This is a genomic window from Gardnerella sp. DNF01144 (genome assembly GCF_049244245.1).
GTDB classification, from domain to species: domain Bacteria; phylum Actinomycetota; class Actinomycetes; order Actinomycetales; family Bifidobacteriaceae; genus Bifidobacterium; species Bifidobacterium piotii.
On record NZ_CP058390.1, the window covers coordinates 576,122 to 592,016 of the forward strand.

13 protein-coding genes are annotated in these 15,895 nt (G+C 41.5%); all 13 read right to left on the reverse strand.

Features of this window, described 5'->3' with window-relative positions; translation table 11 throughout:
* Positions 1-32 precede the first annotated feature (32 nt).
* Positions 33-917 carry a dihydroorotate dehydrogenase electron transfer subunit gene (locus tag HXT36_RS02255; RefSeq protein WP_016784979.1) on the reverse strand — a complete coding sequence of 295 codons (885 nt, stop codon included), beginning with the start codon at positions 915-917 and terminating at the stop codon, positions 33-35.
* Between the two features lie 168 nt (positions 918-1,085).
* On the reverse strand, positions 1,086-2,120 hold the full coding sequence (gene pyrF / locus HXT36_RS02260; RefSeq protein ID WP_421779140.1) for an orotidine-5'-phosphate decarboxylase: 1,035 nt from the start codon (positions 2,118-2,120) through the stop codon (positions 1,086-1,088).
* A gap of 84 nt (positions 2,121-2,204) precedes the next feature.
* Positions 2,205-3,617 (reverse strand): dihydroorotase, encoded by a 1,413-nt coding sequence (locus HXT36_RS02265; RefSeq protein WP_421779141.1) that lies wholly within the window; start codon positions 3,615-3,617, stop codon positions 2,205-2,207.
* A gap of 110 nt (positions 3,618-3,727) precedes the next feature.
* The gene (gene pyrB, locus HXT36_RS02270) at positions 3,728-4,954 is read right to left on the reverse strand and encodes an aspartate carbamoyltransferase (RefSeq protein ID WP_421779142.1); all 1,227 of its coding nucleotides are present in this window, start codon (positions 4,952-4,954) and stop codon (positions 3,728-3,730) included.
* A gap of 140 nt (positions 4,955-5,094) precedes the next feature.
* Positions 5,095-5,427 (reverse strand): type II toxin-antitoxin system RelE/ParE family toxin, encoded by a 333-nt coding sequence (locus tag HXT36_RS02275; RefSeq protein ID WP_004131015.1) that lies wholly within the window; start codon positions 5,425-5,427, stop codon positions 5,095-5,097.
* Positions 5,427-5,660 carry a hypothetical protein gene (locus HXT36_RS02280; RefSeq protein WP_004131017.1) on the reverse strand — a complete coding sequence of 78 codons (234 nt, stop codon included), beginning with the start codon at positions 5,658-5,660 and terminating at the stop codon, positions 5,427-5,429. The genes HXT36_RS02275 and HXT36_RS02280 overlap by 1 nt, the downstream gene beginning before the upstream one ends.
* Positions 5,661-5,755: 95 nt before the next feature.
* The gene (locus HXT36_RS02285; protein WP_421779143.1) at positions 5,756-9,052 is read right to left on the reverse strand and encodes a bifunctional [glutamine synthetase] adenylyltransferase/[glutamine synthetase]-adenylyl-L-tyrosine phosphorylase; all 3,297 of its coding nucleotides are present in this window, start codon (positions 9,050-9,052) and stop codon (positions 5,756-5,758) included.
* 54 nt (positions 9,053-9,106) lie between these two features.
* On the reverse strand, positions 9,107-9,961 hold the full coding sequence (gene metF, locus HXT36_RS02290) for a methylenetetrahydrofolate reductase [NAD(P)H] (protein ID WP_004133041.1): 855 nt from the start codon (positions 9,959-9,961) through the stop codon (positions 9,107-9,109).
* A complete protein-coding gene (metE, locus tag HXT36_RS02295) occupies positions 9,958-12,294 on the reverse strand; it encodes a 5-methyltetrahydropteroyltriglutamate--homocysteine S-methyltransferase (RefSeq protein WP_421779144.1) in 2,337 nt (778 codons plus the stop codon). The genes metF and metE overlap by 4 nt, the downstream gene beginning before the upstream one ends.
* Before the next feature lie 197 nt (positions 12,295-12,491).
* Entirely contained in the window at positions 12,492-13,049 is a 558-nt protein-coding gene (locus tag HXT36_RS02300) for a SixA phosphatase family protein (protein ID WP_415701291.1), read from the reverse strand.
* 21 nt (positions 13,050-13,070) lie between these two features.
* Positions 13,071-14,171 (reverse strand): tRNA (adenine-N1)-methyltransferase, encoded by a 1,101-nt coding sequence (locus tag HXT36_RS02305; RefSeq protein ID WP_421779145.1) that lies wholly within the window; start codon positions 14,169-14,171, stop codon positions 13,071-13,073.
* A gap of 36 nt (positions 14,172-14,207) precedes the next feature.
* Entirely contained in the window at positions 14,208-15,272 is a 1,065-nt protein-coding gene (tsaD, locus tag HXT36_RS02310) for a tRNA (adenosine(37)-N6)-threonylcarbamoyltransferase complex transferase subunit TsaD (protein WP_013399577.1), read from the reverse strand.
* Positions 15,265-15,882, reverse strand: coding sequence for a ribosomal protein S18-alanine N-acetyltransferase (gene rimI, locus HXT36_RS02315; protein WP_421779146.1), 618 nt, complete (start codon positions 15,880-15,882; stop codon positions 15,265-15,267). The genes tsaD and rimI overlap by 8 nt, the downstream gene beginning before the upstream one ends.
* Between the last annotated feature and the right edge of the window lie 13 nt (positions 15,883-15,895).

Below are 15,895 nucleotides of genomic sequence, written 5' to 3' on the forward strand. Positions count from 1 at the left end.
TGTTTTCCCAGTATTTGTTCTAAGCCTTTTATTTACTCCCAGCCTAATCTTTCAGCGTCAAACACTGGTCCTTCGTTACAAACTTTAAGTCTGCCTTCCAAAGTATCTACAACGCAAGCAACACAAGTGCCATAGCCGCATCCCATTCTTGCTTCTAGGCTTAATTGACATTTAACATTACGCTCATGCGCCCAATGAGCTACAGCTTTCATCATTGGCATAGGCCCGCAAGAAAGAATAACAATAGGCAAATCGCCATTAAAATCAAAATGATTTTCTTGCTCTAGCTCATTAAGCAAAGTAATAACAGTTCCTTGCGCGTTGCTAATGCTATAAACGTTATCAACGTATTCCTTCATAAATGAGTCAGCAAAATGATTATCTCTGTATCCAAGAACGGCCGTAACCTTGCAATCCTTATTTTTTGCAATCGCTTGCGCAGCACAAATCAAAGGAGGAACACCCAATCCTCCGCTTACAAGAACATAGTGCGCTGGCTTAGAAATATCAAAGCCCAATCCTAATGGCCCTAAAGCGTCTACAGTGTCTCCTGCTTTAAGCTGCGCAAACTCGGCAGTGCCTTTACCAATCACAGCAAAAATAAGAGTAAAAGTATCTCCATCAACGCTTGCAACACCAAATGGCCTAGGAAGCATAGTTGTAGAATCTGGAGAATATAAGTTAACAAATTGCGCAGGAGTGGCTGTTTTAGCAATAGCATCATCGCGCAAAACTAAGCGATACACACCTTCGTCAAGCTTTTGATTATCAAGAACTTCTATTGGGCGCCTTCCTAAAAGACGGCTATATTTTGGCTTACTAGAATCTGCACCCGAATAGTCTAAAGAGCTTTCACGAATAGTAAATATAAAGCTTCTAGAAGATTTTCTAGTTTGAATAAACATGCCATCACTCATGTATTTGCCCTATCTTGTGTAGTGTGTAACTGTTTAGTTTTTAGTTATATAATTTGTAATTTGCATCTTGCGATTTGTAATTTGTAACTTATAACTTGCGATTTGTAGCTTGTTATTAGCTATAAATTATATTCGCTTATGTTTATCTATATTCACTTATAAATAGATTCACTTATAAATCGCCTGCCTTAAATCATCTCGCATATTAATAGCAGCGCATGCAGAAGAATGTGCAACAATATCTAGAATGTCATCTAAAGAGATTGAAGATTCGTGCTTTTTATAAGATTCACTGTTTTTCCAAGCGCCAATAATTCCGCGCGAAGAGTTTACTATTGCGCCACTGCCGTCTTTATCAAACATTCCAGCAACATCTTTAGCTGTTCCACCTTGCGCTCCATAACCTGGAACAAGGAAGAAAGTATGCGGCATAAGTTCACGCAACCGCTTGCCTTCTTGCGGATGCGTTGCTCCAACAACCGCTCCAACTCTAGAATATCCGTGATTCCCAATGTTTGATTCGCCCCAATTTTCAATCAAGCTTGCCATATGCTCGTAAACTGGTTTGCCATCTTCAACAACAAGCTCTTGCAACTCTTTGCTAGAAGGATTAGACGTGCGCAAAAGCACAAAAATGCTCTTATTTCGCGAAATTGCTTCGTTTACAAAAGGCATAACGCCATCCGATCCCATATACGGGTTTACAGTAAGCGAATCCTCGTGCCAAACATCCTTTGTGCTAGAGCTTTTAAGAAGATTAAGCAAAGACTCGTCAAAATCGTAAGAATCATCGCTAAAATACGAATCAAGATTAGCAAATCCTCGCAAATGCGCAGCATACTGGCCTGCCGTAGAGCCAATATCTCCTCGTTTTGCATCTCCAATAACAACTAAACCTTTGGATTTAGCATAATCGCAAGTCATTGTGTAAGTGTCGATTCCAGCAGGACCAAGCGCCTCATACATTGCAATCTGTGGCTTAACAGCTGGAACAATATCACAAATCGCATCAATAATTGCTCGGTTAAACTCAAAATAAGCAGCACCAAGTAAAGTTTGCAAAGCTTCTTCGCTTTCTACTTCTTGCAAAACTTCATTTGCTAAGCCGCTTAAAATTTGCGCAGGCAAAATACCAGGCTTTGGGTCTAATCCAACAACAGTAGGATTTTGCTTGGATGCAATCGCTTCTACTAACTCGTCCATTTTTCTCCCATTTTTACTATTTTTTACGACTTACTAACGCGACTTACTCATATGACTTACTCATACGATTTATTAAATACGCGACTACATTCTAGAAAATGCAATTTGCGATCCAATAATAGTTGCCACTGGCCTGCCCTTTAATTGCCAACCGTCAAATGGCGTATTTCTAGCTTTTGAATGGAATAAGCTTGAATCCACACTCCACTTTTCGTTCATATTAATCAACACTAAATCAACGTTTTCTGGGTGCTCCGTGTTGCTTAATCGCAATATACGCCTAAGCGCGCACTTGGAAGACACGTTTAGCAAAGCCGAAACATCCGTAGGTCTGCGGCTCATTAGTTGCATTGGATTAACAGACATTAGCTCAATTAAGTGCTTATCGTCTGTGTATCCTGCATCCACAAGCACTTTTCTACAAACCGCGTACGCGCATTCTAAGCCAATAATGCCATTAGGCGCGCTCGCAAAGTCTCCAGCCTTATCTGCATCTGTATGCGGAGCGTGATCAGTCGCAATCATGTCTATAGTTCCATCTGCGATTGCACCAAGAGTAGCCTGTCTATCTGCTTTAGATCTAAGAGGCGGATTCATTTTTGCGTTAACGCCATACTTAAGCACATCTTCATCGCAAAGAGCAAGATAATGCGGAGCTGTTTCGCAAGTAATAGGCAAACCTTCCTTCTTAGCTTTGCGAATCACTTCAAAAGCAGCTGCAGTACTCACATGCTGGAAGTGCACGTGAACTCCACTAACTCGCGCAGCATCAATGTCTCGCTTAACAATCGCAAGCTCCGTAGAAGCAGGAATTCCACCAACGCCTAAAATCTTAGCAACTGGGCCTTCGTTTACTGAGCCAGAATTATGATGCTCACAATGTTCAAGAAGAGGCAATCCTGTTTCTTTAGCGATTTTTAGAACGTCTTGCAAAATCGAATCTGTAACTGCAGCACCATCGTCACTGATTGCAACTACAGGATGCTTCTTCATTGGAGACGTTTTTTGACTATCTTCGATTCCAGGAACATAGTTTTTCCACAAATTAACGTTGCTAGGATCAACGCCACTTCTTCCACCCGATGCGCAAACGCTTAAATCGTAGCGAACTGGCAATTTTACGCCATATATGCAACCGTATCTTTGCAAGTAGTCAATCACATTTTCCACATCAAAAGGAGCATCATTCCAAGGCTCGCCGTCCACCGCTGGAATCGTGTTTGGCATAATCAAAACTTGCGTATATCCGCCTGCAGCAGCAGCATTGCCGCCAGTCATCATCGTTTCTTTATCTGTTTGACCAGGATCTCTAAAATGCACGTGTGGATCTGCAAAACCAGGAGCAACAATCCAATCACTTGCATCAATTTCTCCGCATATTCTGGCATTTGGCTCAATTAAAGCATCTTGCCGCACACCTTCTACGATTAAATCAATGCGCTCGCTAGTATCCCAAACTGCAATATTTTGCAAAGTTAAGGTTCGAGAGTTATTCATATTGCTCCTAGTTTGCTCAAGGTTTTAAGTTATTTAGATTATTTTAGATTACTTTATATTTCAATTGCGTTAATCGCGATTATTTGCGCGTTTTAATGCACCCAATCTACTTATGCTTCTTCGTCGCAATACAAGCATCTATACACATTTGCGTCAGAATCGTCCTTATAGAACTTTTTAACTAACGACAATTCACTATTTGTTATGCAACGAATATTAGGACATTTAAGGTCTTTAGGCGCGTTTTTATCTTCTTTATGAACACGAGGATTAGCCAGCGAAATTCCATTAGCATCGTAAGCTTGCGATTCGTCTTTAGGAACATTCACAAAATCTGTTGGTTCATAGCCCAAAAGCTCATCTCCAAGAACTGAGCTTTCAAGAGCCATTCGCATAAGCATACCGTTTTTAACTTGCTCAAAGTATGCTGCACGAGGGTCTGCGTCAACATCAACCGCAATCTCGTTAATCCTAGGAAGTGGGTGAAGAACAGCCGTATTAGGCTTTGCTTTTTGCAATTTTTCTTCCGTCAAAATGTAAGTATCTCTAAGTCGCAAGTATTGATCCCTGTCTGTAAAACGCTCTTCTTGCACACGAGTCATATAAAGAACGTCTAAACTTCCAATAACTTCCATCAAATCGCGAGTTTCCTCGTAAGAGCACGATTCGGTTGCGTTTATACGATCAATAACGTATTGCGGAGTTTTAAGCTCATCTGGACTAATCAACACAAAATGAACATTTCCAAAGCGGCATAAAGTTTCAATAAGCGAGTGAACTGTGCGGCCGTACGTTAAGTCTCCGCAAAGCCCAACTGTTAAATTATTCAGTCTGCCAAATCGTGCAAGAATCGTTGCTAAATCTGCAAGAGTTTGAGTAGGATGCATGTGGCCGCCGTCTCCTGCATTAATTACTGGCGTGCTAACAGCTTGCGTTGCTACAAAAGCGGCGCCTTCCTTAGGGTGACGCATTGCTACAACATCTACATAGTTTGACACCACTTTTAACGTGTCGCTAACTGTTTCGCCTTTACTAGCGCTAGAAAGTTGAGCGCCTGCAAAGCCAATCACCTTGCCGCCTAAGCGAAGCATTGCTGATTCAAAGCTTAATCGCGTGCGCGTACTCGGCTCATAAAAAAGAGTGGCCAACACTCTGCCATCGCAAGTGTGGGCCACTTCTTTTCTGTGCGAATCAATGTATCGCGCTTTATCTAAAAGCATTCGTATTTGTGCTGTTGAAATATCGTCTAAAGTAACAACGCTTTTGCCTGCTAACGATTGAGCAATTGCGCAACGAGAAAAAACTTGATTGGAAGAATCAGAAAATGCGTTCGTCATAATAAAACCGCTTACCTTTCGCTAGTTGGCAAACGGCCGCGATTGTGCGCGACCTACGTAATATTACTGATTAGCTTTGACGAAACCTATACTCGGAGTGGCGAACAACTATAACTTATTATGCAGCATTTAATAAGTATTTAATCCAATAAATCTATTTGTTCCAATACAGTTTGTTGATTACATTTACCATAAGTAACCTTCAAAATATAAACTGTATTTTTTTCTAAATCAACTCTGTAATAAATAAGAAAATTCTTTACAACAATACGACGCACACCAAGTGAATTCCACGGCTCATACTTAACTACAGGCGCAAACTGAGGAAAAAGAGATAGTCTTTCAATATTAAATTTAATGATATTAATAATTCTGGCAGAAGTTTTCTTAGAAATATTAGATGCAATATAATCTCTTATATTTTTTAAATCATTTTCTGCATCTTGAGTAACAAGAATATCAAAAGAACTCATTACAAGCCCTTTTCTAACTCAGCAAAAACATCTTTATATGGTCTAGATAAACCAGAAGCTGACTGCTTGTAACTATTCATAAGTTTTGCAGCAAAATCAGTAGAGAATAATTCGTCATTTTCTTCTAAATTTTCACTACTGACTGTTTGCTTTATACGTGAAGAAACATCAGAATAAAAAACTGAAGACTTAGCTCTTTCTTTTACATCAATGCTTATCATTGAATTTTTCATTAAAAATCACCTCCCATCCTGCAATTATAACTTAAAGAACAGAATGCAACAATAAATTCGAAGCTACAAAATATGACTAGATTGCGACTGTAAACTTAGCGACAGTAGAAGAGACGAGACATAACTTCGCGGCATTGACGCATAACAGCCATTAAATCGTTTTCAAAAACGCGACCCTGGTTTGGATCGTAGCCAAGATAAGTGGCGATTCCGCCTAAAGAATAAGAGTCTGTTGGAATAACATCCGCACGCTCAAGTGAGCCAGACCACAAGAAGTTCGCATTTCGCACTGCAGAACACATATGCCAGCAGCGCTCCAGCACGTTTGCATCTTCATCTTCAATTAAATGCAATTCTTTAAGCGCTTTCAACGCTTGCATTGTGCCAACCACTCGCAAAGACTCGTATTTTCCAGCGTATTGCAATTGCAAAAGCTGAACAGTCCACTCAACATCGCTTAAACCGCCGCGACCAAGCTTCAAATGCCTATCTCTACTAACACCTCTTGGCAATCGTTCTGCTTCCATACGCGCTTTAAGCTTACGAATTTCCGCTAATTGCGATTCACTAAGAGGCTCTTGTGAATAGCGCAAGTCGTTTACTACTCCACTTAGCAAAGCATCCGCCAAATCTTTGGAACCCGCAGCAAAGCGCGCGCGCAAAAGTGCTTGATTTTCCCATGTACTAGCCCACTTTTGGTAGTAGTGCTCGCACGATTCTAGCGAACGCACAAGCGGGCCATCTTTGCCTTCTGGTCGCAAATCTAAATCGACCATGATTTTTGGCTCTAAAGTAAGAGGACCTTGTAAAATACTTCGCAATATGTCTACAGTAGTTTGCGCAAAACGGTGAGCAAGATTAGCGCCAGAATCATCGCTAGAATCGCAACCGCAACTATCTTGTGTAGGCTTATAAACAACCATAATATCTGCATCCGAGCAGAAGTTAACTTCCCTACCGCCGTAACGTCCCAAAGCAATAATTGCAATCGAAGCTTTGCTTTTATCTAGGCACATTTTGCGAGACGCATCTTTCATAGCCCATTGCAAAGCAGCATCAAGCACAGCATCAAATACGTCACTCATAGCTTGCATAGAAGCATCATCGTCAATAAGCCCACACATCCAAGCAAGAGCTACTCGCTCAATTTCTTGCCTTCTTAAAGCGCGCAAAAATTGTGCAAAATCCGCAATACTGCTTGAATATCTTGCCACCATTGCGCGCGTTTGCATATCTAAGCTTTCTCTGTCTCTTGGCGCAAGCGCCGAGTCGTCTCCAAGCCAAGTTATTGACTGTATAGACTTCATCATTGCATCGCCTAAATAGCGCGAATCAGACAAAACGTGGCAAAGCCGTTGAGCTGCGCTAGGAGAATCACGCAAAAATCCTAAGTACGTGTTTTTTCCACCAAAGCGTTCGGAAAGTCGCCTAAAAGCAAGCAAACCCATGTCGGGATTTTGACCTTCTCCAAGCCATTTCAACACCGCTGGAAGCAAAATTCTATGAATTTTAGCAGCACGCGAAAGCCCCTCGCTTAGAGCTTCAACATGCATTTGTGCAGCTCTAGCATCCGCAAATCCGATTGACGCAAAGCGAGCACGCGCAGCCTCAGCAGACAGCACAATAGGATCTGCATCCGTTTGCGCGTTAATCGGAAGCATTGGACGGTAATAAATATCTTTATGCAAGTGTCTAATTTCTCGTCGCGCTTTGTCGAATCGCGCAACAAGCTCTTCTGGCTTAAGTCTAACAGCTCTAGCAAGACGCCTAATTTGCTCGTTACTGTTAAGATCTTCTACACTAATACTTCTTGCGCGATCTAACCCACCATTTCCTTGCGCGCCTAAGTCTGGGAATAAATGCGTACGTTGCATATTCCACATTTGCTGGCGATGCTCGAGCACGCGCTCAAAACGGTAGTGTTCTGCCAAAGTTGCAGCTTGCGATCTAGAGACGTAACCTCCAGCAGATAGTGCATTAAGCGCGCCTAGTGTATCTCTAACTCGCAAAGACTTATCTTCACTTCCGTGCACAAGTTGCAACATTTGCACAGTAAACTCAACATCGCGCAATCCGCCGCGCCCAAGCTTCATATCTAAATCTCGCTGAGCCGCAGGAATCAAAGACTCTACTCGCTGTCTCATGTGTTGGCAATCTGCAACAAAATGCTCACGACCAGACGCTTTCCAAACAAGCGAATCTGCCATTTGTCTATAATCTTTACCAAGTTGCGCATCTCCTGCAGCTGGCCTCGACTTTAGTAATGCTTGAAACTCCCAGCTACTTGCCCACTTTTCGTAGTATTCTCTATGTGATTCCAAGCGCCTAACAAGCGGACCATCTTTGCCTTCTGGCCTTAACGCAGTATCAATTTGCCACAATGGCGGCTCCGCACATCCCACAACAACCGATTGGCAAACTTTTTGCAAAACAAGCGCAATAGAAGAGCCAACTCGCAAAGCTTCATCTTGTTTAACGCCATTAGTTGGTTCTACTACATATATTAAGTCAATGTCTGAAACGTAGTTTATTTCTTGCGCTCCCAATTTTCCCATTGCTATTATTGCAAACCTGCAGCAACAAGATCCAGAAACTTGCCCGCGCGCAATCGCAAGCGCAGCTTCAAGAGCCGCATCCGCAGCATCCGAAAGTTTACGACTTATGTCTGGCTGTAATTCTACAGGGTCTGCGCTCGCCAAATCGTATGCCATAATCGCAGCAATATGCTGGCGATATCTCGCTCTAAGCGCGCAAACAGCTTGCGCAAAAGGCATAGAGCTTATTGGAACAGTGCACGAATCGCAATTCTTGTTGTCATCTTTTTCTTCATTTACTACTGTTGCACTGTACGATTGAACAGCTTCTAGTAAATCCAAAACACGCTCTTCTAAAGTCATATGTAGCAAATGATTTGGGTCACTTGCAGCAGCGTTTATTAAATCTTCTCGTGTTCGCATTAGCATTGCAAACGCTTTAGAAGCTCCAAGAACTTGCATTAAAGACGAAAGCGGACTTGTTATTAGTGAATTATTCGAGTTTTGAGCAATATTTTCAACAACTTTTTGACGCGATTTATATATGTCATTAAACGCTAAAATTGCGTAATCTGGATCTTCTACTCTATTTATGCTTTCTAAGATTTTGAGCACATTAATTGAATTATTCTCACAATTTTTGCAAATATCTTCTATAGTTTTACGAGCAGATTCTGGGCGCGCAAACCCTGCTTTAACTAGGCTTCTATAAGATAAGTTGCTTTCTTGAGCAAAACCTAAGTTGCTTTTTGAACCATTTTGCAAATTAGCTTTTGATTCCACGTTCAAAATCGCGCTAAATCCATTGCTTGAATCTCCAGCATTACTTGTTTGATTGCTCATAACGCCACTGTACATTGTGGTGTCGTACAACAATATTTTGCACGGCACCACAAGTACGATTTGTACAATCTACACGATTTTAGTAAAAAGTGGCTTAACGTTTGACCAAATGCTTCTAGTAACGCCAGGACGATTCATTGTGTACAAGTGTATCCCGTCTACACCTTCCGCAACTAAATCGTTAATCTGTTGAGACGCAAATATGCTTCCAGCGTCTTGCAAAACTTCTGGGTTACTTCCCCATCGCTCAATCATTGCTAAAACTGGCTCACTCATTTTAGAAGAGCACATTTTTGTCATTCGCTTAACTTGATTTGCGTTTACAACTGGCATAACTCCAGCTTCAATCGGAACGTTAATGCCAGCTTTTCTAGCTAAATCCCTAAAATGCAAAAAGTCATCGTTATTGTAAAAAAGTTGCGAAATCAAGTAAGTTACTCCAGCATCCACTTTTCGCTTTAGATTATCGATATCTTCTTGCAAAGTAGCAGCTTCTGGATGTTTTTCTGGGTAGCATGCACCCAAAATAGGCAAATCTGGTCGCTTTGAGCGAATATACGATACTAAATCGCTTGCGTGATTAAACACTCCAGCAGCATTCTGACTTTCAATAACGTCTCCGCGCAAAGCTAAAACACCACTAACGCCTGCCTTATCAAACATGTCTAAAGCTTCGTCAACATCGTCATAATCCAAGTATCTTGCTGTTAAGTGAGCAACAGTCTTAATACCATACTCCGATCGAATAGTGTTTGCGATCCTAGCAGTAGCAGTTCGATCCGAAGATTTTCCCGTTCCGTAAGTTACAGATATAAAATCTGGATCTAAACCCCTTAAGCCGTCTAAAGTGTCGTAAATCGTGCCTATTGGAGATGTTCTTTTAGGCGGAAACACCTCTAAAGAAAACTTTGGTTTATACGTCATTTTAGACCGCCACCCAATTCGCTTCTAACTTTTTTAGCTGCAGAAACAAGATTTTGCAAACTAACCCACGTTTCTGCATTGCCGCGAGTTTTTAAGCCACAATCTGGGTTAATCCAAAGTTTGCCTGCTGGCATTTTGTGCAAAATCTCGTGAATCCTGTTAACAATCTCCTCTTCGCTAGGAACGCGAGGAGAGTGAATGTCGTAAACTCCAGGGCCCGCTTCAGTTTCAAAGTTTGCGTTATGAATAGCGTCCAAAACAACTAAATCTCCGCGCGAAGCTTCAAACGATATAACGTCCGCGTCCATTGCATCAATGTCTCGAATAATGTCGTTAAACTCCGAGTAGCACATATGCGTGTGGATTTGCGTAGTAGCATCTACAGCAGAATGCACAAGACGGAAAGATGCAATTGCCCAATCCAAATACTTCTTATGCCAATCCGAACGCCTAAGCGGAAGCTTTTCACGCAAAGCTGCCTCATCGATTTGAATTACGCGAATTCCAGCACGCTCCAAGTCCAAAACTTCGTCTCTAATAGCAAGAGCAAGCTGCTGAGTTTGCTCTTCATGCGTAATATCTTCGCGAGGCCAAGACCAGTTAAGAATCGTAACAGGCCCCGTTAGCATGCCTTTCATGACATGGTTTGTGCGGCTTTGAGCATACGCACTCCACTCTACTGTGATTGGCTGCGCCCTAGAAACATCGCTCCAAACGATTGGAGGCTTTACGCATCGAGTTCCATAAGACTGCACCCAAGCGTTTTTTGTAAACTTAAATCCGTGCAAATGCTGGCCAAAGTATTCAACCATGTCGTTTCGCTCAAATTCGCCATGCACAAGAACGTCTAAGCCAATGCGCTCCTGGTGTTCTATGCACTCGTCTATTTGCTTGCCAATAAACGCGTTGTATTCTTCCTTGCTAATTTCGCCTTTTCTAAAAAGCGCTCGAATCGATCTTATTTCTTTTGTTTGAGGGAAAGATCCGATAGTTGTTGTAGGCAAATCAGGCAATCCTAATGCTTCTTTTTGTAATTTTTGACGCTCCGCGCGAGATGGCTTTCGCTCAAAATCTTCTGGCTTAAGGCTTGCGATTCGCGCTTTAACGTTTTCGTCTACTTTTACTCTAGACCCGTCAAATAATGCCTGATTTTGCGCTAATTCCTCGCTATTTTTAAGCTCATCATCATTCAAAACGCAAAGCTTAGCAATTTCGCTTACTTCCTTCAACTTTTCTACAGCAAACGCAAAATGCTTTAATACATCTTCGCCAAGCTCTTCTCCATCCGTGCTAAATGGAACATGCAAAAGCGAGCATGCAGTAGAAACAGCTATGCGATTAGTAACGTTTTTTTGCAAAGCATCTAGCAAGCCAAGACTTTGTGCGTAGTCATTTTTCCAAATATTTCTGCCATTTACAACTCCTGCAAAAATAGTTGTTTTCTCATTTACTCCATATTTTTGCAAAGCTTCAAGGTTTTCTTCTTTGCCTTCTACAAAATCTAAGCCAATTGCATCGAAAGCTAAATCGTTTAGCGTTTGGTACGAGTCTAAAACATTGCCAAAATACGTGTTAAGCAAAATCTTAACGTTTTCAGCATTCTCTGTGCTTTCAAGTCTGCTTTGAAGAATCGGCTCATATAAATCGCTAAAGATCTTTAAATCGCCATCTTCTTTATCTAAGCACAAGTATGGTTCGTCGAATTGCAACCATTTTGCTCCGAGACTTGCAAATCGCTTTACAATACTGCAATACGCGTTTGCTAATGCTTCAATCGTCTCTTTGTTTGCTTCTAATTCTTGAGCTTGTGGCGTGCGAGCAAGCTTTAAGAATGTGTATGGGCCAATCAGCACTGGCTTTGTTTCAATTCCTAGAGCGTTCGCTTCATTAAACTCGTCGAATGGTTTTGTGCCAACTAAACACAAATCTTGCGGATTTTCTACTTCTGGAACAATGTAGTGGTAGTTGGTTGTAAACCACTTCTTCATTGGAAGAGCTGTTACGTCTCCTCTATCCCCTTGATATCCGCGAGCGATTGCAAAAAGCGTATCTTCTGCATTTTCAAACTCTAGATTTTTGTACCGTTCTGGCACTGCACCAAGAAGGATTGCTGTGTCTAGCATTTGATCGTAGTAGCTAAAATCGTTGCTTGGTATGAGTTCTATTCCAGATTCTGCTTGAATTTTCCAATGCTTTTTGCGCAAATCTTTTGCAACTTGTCTTACTTCTTCTAGAGTTGCGTCTTTTTTCCAATAGCGTTCAATAACTTTCTTAAGCTCGCGATTTGCGCCGATTCGTGGGAATCCCTGTACAGATGTAAGAACAGTATGCATATATCCTCCAAATAATTAACAACCTGATTCAGCCTAGCAAACATTTGGCCAAATGAGGTCATTACCTATTTGGGGGTGTCGTTATAACTTAAACTTATATGCATATTTGTGCAAATATTTGTGCAGATATTTATTCAGATATTTATGTAGATTTGTGCAAATTTATGCAAATTTTACAAGGATTTTATGCGTATTTACTACTCAAAATCCTTTGGACTTATAATGCCTAAAGCTTTTGCTCCGCGAAGTCCGCAAGTTGCAAAAGGAGTTTCGGAAACTAGCACAACAATCGAAGCGTTAGAAAGCCCAAGTCGCATTGTTCCTAAAACGTCTGGGTCGGAATCTGGGGAGGAAAGCCATTGCGCAGCCATCGACATTGTTGGCTCATGGCCTATAATCATTGTTATTCTAGAATCGCTCTTAATCGCGCAAAGCTCATCCATTACAGATTGCATTCCGCCATCATATAAGCTTTTTCTTGATGCAACTATTGGCGAATCTCCAAACTTTTTAAGCATTTTGTGCATTGTCTGCTCTGTGCGATTTGCGCTTGAACAAACAATATAATCTGGAACAAGCTTTAAAGATTTCAAGCCTTTTGCCATGATTTTTGCTTGTTTTATGCCTTTATCACTAAGGTCTCTTCCCCAATCGTCTCCCATTGTTGGCGGCACCGCTTTTGCGTGGCGCATTAGTAGCAGCACATATTTTGCATGCTTTACTTTTTTAACGATTTTCTTGATTGACGCCGCCATTTTAATCTCCTACTTCTAAAATTAAGCCTTATTAGGCTCTGGATTTGAGTTAGGCAATTGTGCGATTTGTAAATCTAAATCTCTAAGAACTTTTCTAAGCTTTCTATCGGATATATCTCTAAGAGACAAGTCTTCTAGCTGTTCTGCACGCTCTTCTGGGGTTAAGTCATCAATATCGCTAACAGTATCTTTTGTAGCACGCTCGCGCTTTTTCAACGCATTAAAGCCTTGCGCCATTGCGCGCGAAATAACCAAAAAACCAGTATGACCTATCATTGCGTGATCTGGTCTAACTGCTAAATCTTGAGCTTTCCAAGTTCTTTCTAACGTTTCTTGAATCTCTGGCTCCGTCCAAACTCCCGAAGCTCGCAAACTTTGTGCCATTCTAGACATTTGCGTTGTTGTTGTTACGTACGCAACTAATACGCCACCTGGAGCAATAACCCTATAAGCTTGTTCAAGCCTATTCCAAGGGTCAAGCATATCTAGCATAATGCGATCAAAATAACCTTCTGGAAGAGACTTTGCTACTGTGTCAAAATCCCCAGTTAAAAGATTCCACCATTTTGGTTTTTCGCCATAGTAAATCGTTGCGTTTAGTTGCGCGATTCTAGCAAAATCAGGCCTAAGTTCTATTGTTGTAAGCTCACCACTTTCGCCAACAGCGTCTAAAAGACTTAAGCTCATTGCTCCAGAGCCTGCTCCCGACTCTAAAACGCGCATTCCAGAGCGAATATCTCCTAAAGAAATCACTTGTGCAATATCTTTTGGATACATGATTTGAGCGCCTCTTGGCATAGATAAAACGTAATCTGCCAATCGCGGACGCATAACTACATAATCCCATCCGCCTATTGCGCGTGCTGCCATCCATGGTTTGTTTGATTCTTTAGATGCGTCAAGTTGCTTATTACTACGCTCAAAATCACGTTTTGTGCTAACTGTTGTTACTACAACGCCTTGAGTTTTGCCAATAACATCGTCGTGCAAAATAATGCCGTGTTCGGTTTGTGTAACTCCGCCTTTAACAAGCTGTGCTGTGATTCGCTTGCCTTTTCTATCGGTGAATTGGATTTTTTCACCAACTTGCAAAACTCCTCTACGCGCATAGCTTTCGTACACAAAACACCTCGCTTATTTTTATAACAACTCTAACTATTATAAGCTAACGGTTGTAAGTGGCATTGCTGAATCGATTGCAAAATCTGGAGCAGATGGACGAACGCCTGCTTCTACCAAATTCACGCCCAGCATTGCCACCATTGCTCCGTTATCTGTGCAAAGCTTCAATTCTGGCAAACGAACTTCGATTCCGTGTTCTTTGCCTTGCTCTAAAAGATGCTCTCTAAGTTGCGAGTTTGCGGAGAATCCGCCACCAATCAACAAAGTTTTTGAACCGTATTGCTCGCAACCCATCATAGCTTTGCGAGAAAGAACATCTGCAACAGAGTTTGCTAAAGATGCGCAAACGTCGTCAACTGGTATTTCTAAGCCTTGTGCTTGGCGAGCTTCTACCCAACGCGCAACAGCAGTTTTTACTCCCGAAAAACTAAAGTCGTAAGGATGCTCTTTGCCAGATCTGCCTTGCGTAAGTCCTTGCGGAACCTTCAACGTATTTGGATTTCCAAGGCGCCCATGCCTATCAATATGCGGGCCTCCTGGATAAGGGAATCCAAGCAATCTAGCTACTTTATCAAAGCACTCGCCAGCTGCATCGTCTAATGTTGTTCCAACAACATCTATACTGCGCGCAATGTTATTAACATGCAAAAGAGAAGTGTGGCCTCCCGAGACTATAAGCGCAAGAACGTCTTTAGGCACATCGCCAAATTGCAATTGTGTTACTGCAATGTGTCCAATAACGTGGTTTATTCCATAAATCGGCTTTTTTGCAGCACTTGCTAGTGCTTTAGCTCCCGAAACTCCAACAGCTAAGCATCCTGCTAATCCCGGGCCTGCGCTTACTGCTATAGCGTCAATATCGCTTAAATCCATATTTGCATCTGCTAACGCTTTTGAAACGACTGGCACAAATGCTTCTGCATGCGCGCGCGATGCGATTTCTGGTATAACACCGCCGTAGCGTGCGTGTTCTTGCATTGAGGATGCTACAACGTTAGAAACTAATGTTCTTCCTTTAACGATTGCGGCGGCTGTTTCGTCGCAAGTTGATTCAATGCCTAAAACTATTGGCTCGCTTGTTTTATTCATTGTTTCACTCATTGTTATCCTCACTTTTAGCACTGTTATAAGCTTCGCTAGATTCTTCTAAGTTTTTTGAGTTTTCTAAATTTTCCAAGTCGTCTAAGTTGTCTAAGTCTTCTATTTGTGCGCACATTGTATATGCATCTATTCCTTCTGGCATATAGTATCTTTTTCTTAATCCCATTTTTGTAAAACCGAATTTTTCATACAGTTTTAACGCTGGATTGTTATTTACTTTAACTTCTAAAAGCATTCGTTTTGCGCCTATTGATTTTGCATTTTCAATCATAGTTTTTAGAAGATTGCTTGCGATTCCTCGCTTTTGATACTCTTTTTCAACGCCTATTGTCATTATTTGAGCGTCGTCGCCATCAAACCAAAATCCTGCATACCCAGCTACTGTATTTGTGTTTAGATCAACATCTGCATAATACGCACGCATTGGTGCTTGTAGCTCTTGCAAAATCATGTTCTTGTTCCAACATCCTTGCCCAAACAAGTCCGCTTCGATTTTTGCAATTTGAGAAACTATTGCCTCATATTTTGCACAATCAATTTTCTCTATTGCACAGCTTTTACTATTTGATGCACAAGCTGGATATTTTGAGCAAGTTATATCTACAATCATATGCGCACTTCGC

Excerpts from the sequence above, each read along its gene's own strand:
- HXT36_RS02255 (WP_016784979.1), bottom strand. The coding sequence starts at position 917 with ATGAGTGATGGCATGTTTATTCAAACTAGAAAATCTTCTAGAAGCTTT.
- pyrF (WP_421779140.1), bottom strand. The coding sequence starts at position 2,120 with ATGGACGAGTTAGTAGAAGCGATTGCATCCAAGCAAAATCCTACTGTT.
- HXT36_RS02265 (WP_421779141.1), bottom strand. The coding sequence starts at position 3,617 with ATGAATAACTCTCGAACCTTAACTTTGCAAAATATTGCAGTTTGGGAT.
- pyrB (WP_421779142.1), bottom strand. The coding sequence starts at position 4,954 with ATGACGAACGCATTTTCTGATTCTTCCAATCAAGTTTTTTCTCGTTGC.
- HXT36_RS02275 (WP_004131015.1), bottom strand. The coding sequence starts at position 5,427 with ATGAGTTCTTTTGATATTCTTGTTACTCAAGATGCAGAAAATGATTTA.
- HXT36_RS02280 (WP_004131017.1), bottom strand. The coding sequence starts at position 5,660 with ATGAAAAATTCAATGATAAGCATTGATGTAAAAGAAAGAGCTAAGTCT.
- HXT36_RS02285 (WP_421779143.1), bottom strand. The coding sequence starts at position 9,052 with ATGTACAGTGGCGTTATGAGCAATCAAACAAGTAATGCTGGAGATTCA.
- metF (WP_004133041.1), bottom strand. The coding sequence starts at position 9,961 with ATGACGTATAAACCAAAGTTTTCTTTAGAGGTGTTTCCGCCTAAAAGA.
- metE (WP_421779144.1), bottom strand. The coding sequence starts at position 12,294 with ATGCATACTGTTCTTACATCTGTACAGGGATTCCCACGAATCGGCGCA.
- HXT36_RS02300 (WP_415701291.1), bottom strand. The coding sequence starts at position 13,049 with ATGGCGGCGTCAATCAAGAAAATCGTTAAAAAAGTAAAGCATGCAAAA.
- tsaD (WP_013399577.1), bottom strand. The coding sequence starts at position 15,272 with ATGAGTGAAACAATGAATAAAACAAGCGAGCCAATAGTTTTAGGCATT.
- rimI (WP_421779146.1), bottom strand. The coding sequence starts at position 15,882 with ATGATTGTAGATATAACTTGCTCAAAATATCCAGCTTGTGCATCAAAT.